Here is a 6,893-nt window from a genome sequence, read left to right on the forward strand (position 1 = left end):
GCAGGACACCATCAGGCGACAGGCCCGAGAACGTCAGCCCCGTACTCTCGATCGCATCGCGATAGCCGATGTTGACCTCATAGCGATGCCGGTGCCGTTCAGAGATCACCGGCTTGCCATAGATCCCGGCCACACGGCTGCCGGGCGCCAGAACCGCATCGTAGGCGCCACATCGCATGGTGCCACCGAAGTCGCCGCCTTCCTGGCGGACTTCTTTCTCGTTGCCGCGGACCCACTCCGTCATCAGGCCCACAATGGGCTCCGAAGTCGGGCCAAATTCTGTTGAGGACGCCTGCTTAATTCCGGCCAGATTCCGCGCCGCCTCGATCATGGCCATCTGCATGCCGAAACAGATGCCAAAATACGGGATGGCGTGTTCGCGGGCGAACTGAACGGCCCGGATCATCCCCTCAGAGCCACGCTCCCCAAACGCGCCAGGCACCAGAACGCCATGAACGTTGGTCAGCCGCTCGCTGATCATCGCCTCTTCCTTCTCGAAGACCTCGCCTTCGATCCAGTCGAATTTCACGCGGACATTGTTGGCCACGCCGCCGTGGATCAGGGCCTCGATCAGCGATTTGTAGGCGTCGGTGAGCGCCGTGTACTTGCCGACGATGGCAATGTTCACCTCGCCGTCGGGATGGCTTAGCGTGTGCGAGATCTGCTCCCAGCGGGTCAGGTCCGGTTTCGGCGCGCTGTCCAGCATGCCGAAGACGTCGAGCACCTCGGTGTCCAGACCCTCCCGGTGATAGTCCAGCGGCACGGCATAGATATTGGGGGAGTCCATCGCCTGGATCACGGCGCTGGGCCGCACATTGCAGAACTGACCGAGCTTGCGGCGCTCGCTGTCCGGTATTTCCATCTCACACCTGCACAGCAGGATGTCGGGCTGGATACCGATGGACCGCAGTTCCTTGACCGAATGCTGCGTCGGCTTGGTCTTCATTTCGCCGGCGGTCTTGATGTAGGGCAGCAAGGTCAGGTGTATGAAACAGGCGTGTCCCCGAGGCAGTTCCTGGCCGAGCTGGCGAATGGCTTCGAAAAACGGCAGTCCCTCGATGTCGCCCACGGTGCCGCCCACCTCGACCAGGACGAAGTCGACGCCATCGCCCGGGTCGCTGAGAACGAAGTCCTTGATCTCGCCGGTCACGTGCGGGATCACCTGCACGGTCGCGCCGAGATAGTCCCCCCGCCGTTCCTTCTCGATGATGGTCTTGTAGATCTGCCCGGTGGTGATGTTGTCAGCACGCGTGGCGTTGACCCCGGTGAACCGCTCATAGTGGCCCAGATCAAGGTCGGTCTCGGCACCGTCGTCGGTGACGAACACCTCGCCGTGCTGAGTCGGGCTCATCGTCCCCGGATCCACGTTGAGATACGGATCGAGCTTGCGCAGGCGGACCTTGTAGCCTCGCGCCTGCAGAAGCGCGCCAAGAGCGGCGGACGCCAGACCTTTACCCAGGGAGGAGACCACGCCGCCGGTGATGAAAATGTACCGGGCCATGGGGGTCCAGAGTAGCCGCGATTCGGCCACGAATCCTCGACGGATTTGTCGCTATCCCCGACTTACTTCTTTTCCGGAACAACCGGCGCGGGCTCGGTGGCCGGAATGGCGCCGAACGGGCTGTTGAGGGTAGGCGTCGGTGCCTGAAGCGGAACGGGCGCACTGCCTGCGGGTCCAGGCTGCGCCGTGCCGGCCGGCGGCTCAGGCGGCTTGGCCAGTTCAGCCGGGTTGATGGCGTTGACCTTCATCCGGTCGACAACCGAGGCCGAACCGCGCTCGCGTCCCGCCATAATCGTCAGCGTCAGGCTGAGGACGAAGAAGATTGACCCAAGAATCCAGGTCGTCCGCGTCAGCAGGTCGCCGGCGCCCCGCGCCGTCATGAAGCCGGACGGACCGCCGCCGACGCCCAAGGCCCCGCCCTCGGAGCGTTGCAGCAACACCACGACGATCAGGAAGAAGGCGACGATGACTTCGATCACCAGCAGAATGTTTAGCAGCAGCATCCCTAGGTCTTTCGATGCGTCCGGGCGGATAGGCACCGGCCGAAATGAAGCGGGCGCTCTATCATCATGCCCAGGCTAAGGCCATAGCTAGTGCGTGGCGACGTCCGTAACAATGGTCGACCGAAATCGCGTCAAACGGCCTGGATGATCCCGAGAAAGTCCGCGGCCTTCAGGGAAGCCCCACCCACCAGAGCGCCTCCGACCTCATCTGCATGCAGGATTTCGGCGGCGTTCGAAGGTTTCACCGAGCCGCCGTAGAGAATGGCGACGCCGCTCCCCGCCGCGCCGAACATCGAGGTCAGGGTGGCCCGGATCGCCCGATGAACCTCCTCGATTTCCGGGGTCGTCGGCGTCAATCCAGTGCCGATGGCCCAGACCGGCTCGTAGGCGACAGAGAACCTTTTGTCCGCGAGTTCTGCGGGCAGCGAGCCCCGCACCTGGCCGGTGACAACGGCCAGGGCCTGCCCGCCCTTGCGTTGATCCAGCGTTTCACCCACGCATATAATCGGCTCCAGACCGGCCCGAAGCGCGGCCGATACCTTCCGGGCCACAAGTTCGTCGGTCTCGCCGTGGCCTGCACGGCGTTCTGAGTGACCCAGGATCACGAGGGCCGCGCCCGCATCCGCCAGTTGCGCGGCCGAAACATCGCCGGTGAAGGCGCCGGCCTCCTCGGCATGGCAATCCTGACCGCCCACCAAGACCGCGCTGTCTGCCAGCACCTCGGCCAGACGCTGGACCAGCGTCGCCGGCGGGCAGATCGCCACCCGCGCGGTCGTGTCTCCCAGGCCTCCGGCGATCATGTAGGCCTCGCCCAGAGAGGCACCCACGCCGTTCATCTTCCAGTTTCCCGCGATCAAAGGCTGTGGCCTGGACACGTACATCTCCCTGAAATCGCCTCATGTGGCGGTTAAGCCAAGACGTCTTGTCTGTCACGTGCTTGCCGGACGGAAGCCGCCTCCACTATACCGTCGCCCAAGCCCGCCCCGGGAAAGGACCACAATGCCCGCCGAGAAGAAGACTTCCGCCACGTCCTGGTTCACCCGGATCGTCCTGGGCCTGGTCATTGTCGCCATGGCGGGCTTTGGTCTGACCCAATACAGCGTCGACGCCATTCGCGGCGACGAGGTCATCAAGGCAGGGTCACGGAGCATCGATTCCGCCGAGTTCCGGCGCGAATATGATCGATACAAGAAGCGCGCCGAACAGCAGGCCGGCCAACCGATCACCACGGAAATGGCGGAGCAGAACAATCTGGACTCCACGGTGCTGAACGGCCTGGCGACCCGCGAAGCCTTCTCCGAACTCCTCCACAAGATCGGCATCCGTCCCTCGGACAGCCTGATTCTGGCCCAGATCAGCAAAATCCCGGACTTCTTCAATCCGATCACCGGCGCCTTTGACGACAAGACATTCACCGCGCGCCTGACCGAGAACGGCTATACCAAGCCGGGCTTCGACCGGGTGCTGGGTGACGAGATGGCCTCGCAACACTGGGCGGTCGCCATTCAGAACGGCTTCAACGTGCCCCGCGCCTATGGCGCCCTGGGCTCGGTATTCGCCCTGGAAGCCCGTGACCTCGCCTACTTTGTGGTGACGCCGCAGAGCGTTCCGCAACCGGCAGCCCCCAGCGACGCCCAACTCCTGGCCTTCATCAAGGAGAGCAAGGGCGATCTGATGGTCCCGGAGATGCGGGTCTTCACCGTTGTGCCGTTCGTGCCGGGCGCGGCCGCCGCCGCTGTGGCGAACGCGCCCATCGACGCCGCCGAACTCCAGAAGCGCTTCAATTTCCGGAAGGACACGCTCTCCAAGCCGGAGACCCGTACGCTGGTGCAGATCCCGGTGAAGGATCAGGCGTCGGCCCAGAAAGTCACCGCCCGACTGACCTCCGGAGAAGCGCCGGCCGCTGTCGCCAGGTCGCTGGGCGTTGACGCGGTGACCTATGAGGACAAGCCGCTGACCGCTGTCGCTGATCGCAAGATTGGCGAGGCCGCGTTCCGCCTCGCTTCAGGCCAGATCGCCACGCTTCAGGGTGACCTGGGCCTGGCGGTGGTGCGGGTCGCCAACGTTTCGCCCGGTCGCGAAGTGACCCTTGAGGAAGCCCGGCCGATGCTGGAGGCTGAAATCCGCAAGGATATGGTCTCCGAAAAGGTCTATGCCCAGACCCAGGCCTATGACGACGCTCATCAGGGCGGGGCCAGTCTGCCGGACGCTGCAAAGAAGGCCGGCGTACCTTTCGAGACGGTCGGTCCGATCAGCGCCCAGGGCATCGACGACAAGCGCCGCCAGATGCAGGGCCTGCCGGCCAAAATCCTTGAGACAGCTTTCTCACTTCCGGCCGGCGGCGAAAGCGAGATCACGGAACTGGGCGAAGGGGCCTATTTCGCGGTCCGGGTGGAAAAGGTTATTGCCCCCTACGTTCAGCCGCTGAACGAGATCAGGCCGGTGGTCACCAACGCCTGGATGCGTCGCGAGATCACGCGCGCCATGGAAGCCCGGACGGAGACCCTGGTTGCACGCGTCCGAAAGGGCGAGTCACTTGAGGCGGTGGCCGCTTCGGCCGGCTATGCGGTACAACGCGCGCCCGGCCTGTCGCGGCAGACCGCTGAACCCCGGGTCGCCGACATCGGACGCGAAATCCTTGCCCGCGCCTTCGCGGCAAAGCCGCGTGAGGCTTGGTCAACGCCGACACCCACCGGTTTCGCCATCGGCCTCATCGACAATGTGCGAATGGACACCGGCCCCACGGCCGCCAGGATGGCCGAGATGAACCGCGGTGAACTGGCTCAGGCCGTATTCGGCGAGATGGCGGAAAGCGCCCAGGTCTATGCCCGGACCAAGCTCAAGGTGAGAACCGATCCTGCGCGCGCGCGCGCCGCCGCCGGCTTTGAACCGAAGGAAGAACCTGCGGCCAAGGCCCCGGAGAAGAAGGGGTGATTTCAGAACCGCCGTTCGAGGCCTTCTCATCGACCTACGACGGCGGAGCCCCCCAGGTCGTCTGGACCCGGCTGATCGATGATCTCGAGACGCCGGTCTCCGCCTTCCTGAAGATCGGACACGGCAAGCCCTACGCATTCCTCTTCGAATCCGTCGAGGGCGGGGCTTTCCGGGCGCGCTACTCGATCATCACCCTGAACCCGGACCTCGTCTGGCGCTGCCGGGGTGAGACGGCCGAGATCGCCCGGGGTCCGTGCATCGCGGCGGAGCAGTTCACTGCGGAGCCGGGCGCGGCGCTGGATTCCCTGCGCGACCTGCTGGCTGCGTCAAGGATCGAGCTTCCGGCCGGACTTCCGCCCATGGCGGCCGGCGTCTTCGGGGCCATCGGCTACGACATGATCCGGCTGGTCGAGCGCCTGCCCAACGTCAATCCAGACCCGCTGAACCTGCCCGACAGCGTGCTGGCGCGGCCCTCGATCGTGGCCATCTTCGACGCTATCGCCCAGGAAATCATCCTGGTGACGTCGGTTCGTCCCGACAAAGCGTCGGCGGCCGATGCCTACGCCGCCGCGCAGGGCCGGCTGCAGGCGGTCATCGAAGACCTGAAAAAACCCGCCCCGCCCCTGCTGGGCACGGCGAAGCCTGAGCCGGACCGCTTCACCACCCCGGTCGACCGCGAGACCTTTCGGGGAATCGTCGAGACGGCGAAGGGCTACATCCAGGCCGGAGACATCTTCCAGGTCGTGCCCAGCCACCGGCTGCGGGCGCCTTTCCCGCAAGACCCGTTCGCGCTCTATCGGTCCCTCCGCCGGACCAACCCCTCGCCTTTCCTGTTCTTCCTGGACTTCGGGACGTTCCATCTGGCCGGCTCATCACCTGAGATCCTGGTCCGGCTGAGGGACGGCAAGATCACCATCCGGCCCCTCGCCGGCACCCGCCCACGCGGGGCCACGCCGGAGGAAGACCGGGCGCTCGAGCAGGAACTCATTGCCGATCCCAAGGAGCGCGCCGAGCATCTGATGCTACTGGACCTGGGTCGTAACGATGTAGGCCGCGTGGCCATGCTGAAGCAGTCCGGCGCCAACGAACCGCCGCCGCCCAGCCGTACGCCCCGCGTTCGCGTCACCGCCAGCTTCTTCGTCGAGCGCTACAGCCACGTGATGCACCTGGTCTCCAACGTCGAGGGTGACGCGCCGGACGGGCTCGACCCCGTGGATGTGGTCATGGCCGCCCTGCCCGCCGGTACCCTTTCCGGTGCCCCCAAGGTCCGGGCCATGGAGATCATCGACGAGCTCGAGATCGAAAAGCGAGGCATCGCCTACGCCGGCGCCGTCGGCTACTTCGGCTCGGACGGCTCGGTCGACACCTGCATCGTCCTGCGCACCGCGATTTTCAAGGACGGCATGATGTACGTTCAGGCCGGCGCGGGCGTCGTTGCCGATAGCGACCCCGACGCGGAGTACGACGAGACCCTGCACAAGGCCCGGGCCCTGCGAAAAGCCGCAGAAGAGAGCTGGCGGTTCATCTAGAGGCCAGGACTATTCCGGCGCACCCGTCGCCACATGTTCCGTCTGTACCGGCGGCGCCAGGATCATGACCACGGCGAAGGCCAGCGAGCTTACGGCCAGCGCGGTGGCGGCTGCGAGCGCAGGCCAGATCGGTTCGCGCCGGGCCGGCGGATCCAGCAACCCTCGGCAACGGGCGAACTCTCCGCGGTCACGGCTCGAATCGGTAAGCGACATACCCACAGCATCCAGCTTGGCGCGCGCCGCGGCAAAGCCTATGACACACCCATGATCCTGGTCGTCGATAACTACGACAGCTTTACCTACAACCTCGTTCACTATCTGAACGAGCTTGGGGCCGAGACGCTTGTCGTGCGCAATGACGCGCTTTCCGTCGCCGAGGCCCTGGCCCTGCGTCCGGAAGCGGTCCTGCTGTCGCCGGGCCCGAAG

Annotated in this window: 6 protein-coding genes and 1 pseudogene; 3 read left to right on the top strand and 4 right to left on the bottom strand. The window is 65.2% G+C overall.

What is annotated here, in order from left to right:
• The 3 genes from ACIQ42_RS13845 to tpiA all read right to left on the bottom strand — a co-directional run.
• On the bottom strand, positions 1–1,501 hold a 1,501-nt coding region (locus ACIQ42_RS13845), incomplete at its 3' end, for a CTP synthase (protein WP_397422824.1).
• Positions 1,502–1,563: 62 nt separating this feature from the next.
• Positions 1,564–2,004 (bottom strand): preprotein translocase subunit SecG, encoded by a 441-nt coding sequence (gene secG, locus ACIQ42_RS13850; protein ID WP_397422826.1) that lies wholly within the window; start codon positions 2,002–2,004, stop codon positions 1,564–1,566.
• Positions 2,005–2,135: 131 nt separating this feature from the next.
• Entirely contained in the window at positions 2,136–2,885 is a 750-nt protein-coding gene (gene tpiA / locus ACIQ42_RS13855; protein ID WP_397422827.1) for a triose-phosphate isomerase, read from the bottom strand.
• Between the two features lie 118 nt (positions 2,886–3,003).
• Between tpiA and ACIQ42_RS13860 the strand changes: the two genes are divergently transcribed.
• Together ACIQ42_RS13860 and trpE are read left to right on the top strand one after the other, a co-directional pair.
• The gene (locus ACIQ42_RS13860) at positions 3,004–4,938 is read left to right on the top strand and encodes a SurA N-terminal domain-containing protein (protein WP_397422828.1); all 1,935 of its coding nucleotides are present in this window, start codon (positions 3,004–3,006) and stop codon (positions 4,936–4,938) included.
• Entirely contained in the window at positions 4,935–6,467 is a 1,533-nt protein-coding gene (gene trpE / locus ACIQ42_RS13865) for an anthranilate synthase component I (protein ID WP_397422829.1), read from the top strand. Before ACIQ42_RS13860 ends, trpE begins: the two co-directional genes overlap by 4 nt.
• A 9-nt stretch (positions 6,468–6,476) precedes the next feature.
• Here the strand turns inward: trpE and ACIQ42_RS13870 are convergent, their stop codons facing one another.
• Positions 6,477–6,680, bottom strand: coding sequence for a hypothetical protein (locus ACIQ42_RS13870; protein WP_397422830.1), 204 nt, complete (start codon positions 6,678–6,680; stop codon positions 6,477–6,479).
• A 51-nt stretch (positions 6,681–6,731) separates the two neighbouring features.
• On the opposite strand from ACIQ42_RS13870, the pseudogene ACIQ42_RS13875 reads away from it, so the two are divergent.
• Positions 6,732–6,893 (top strand): annotated as a pseudogene (locus ACIQ42_RS13875) (aminodeoxychorismate/anthranilate synthase component II); the annotation flags it as partial.

It is taken from the genome of Phenylobacterium sp., assembly GCF_044372605.1.
In the GTDB taxonomy this organism is placed as follows: domain Bacteria; phylum Pseudomonadota; class Alphaproteobacteria; order Caulobacterales; family Caulobacteraceae; genus Phenylobacterium.

What these genes read in the sequence shown, in the direction of transcription:
- ACIQ42_RS13860 (WP_397422828.1), top strand. Translation starts at nt 3,004, where the DNA reads ATGCCCGCCGAGAAGAAGACTTCCGCCACGTCCTGGTTCACCCGGATC.
- secG (WP_397422826.1), bottom strand. Translation starts at nt 2,004, where the DNA reads ATGCTGCTGCTAAACATTCTGCTGGTGATCGAAGTCATCGTCGCCTTC.
- ACIQ42_RS13870 (WP_397422830.1), bottom strand. Translation starts at nt 6,680, where the DNA reads ATGTCGCTTACCGATTCGAGCCGTGACCGCGGAGAGTTCGCCCGTTGC.
- tpiA (WP_397422827.1), bottom strand. Translation starts at nt 2,885, where the DNA reads ATGTACGTGTCCAGGCCACAGCCTTTGATCGCGGGAAACTGGAAGATG.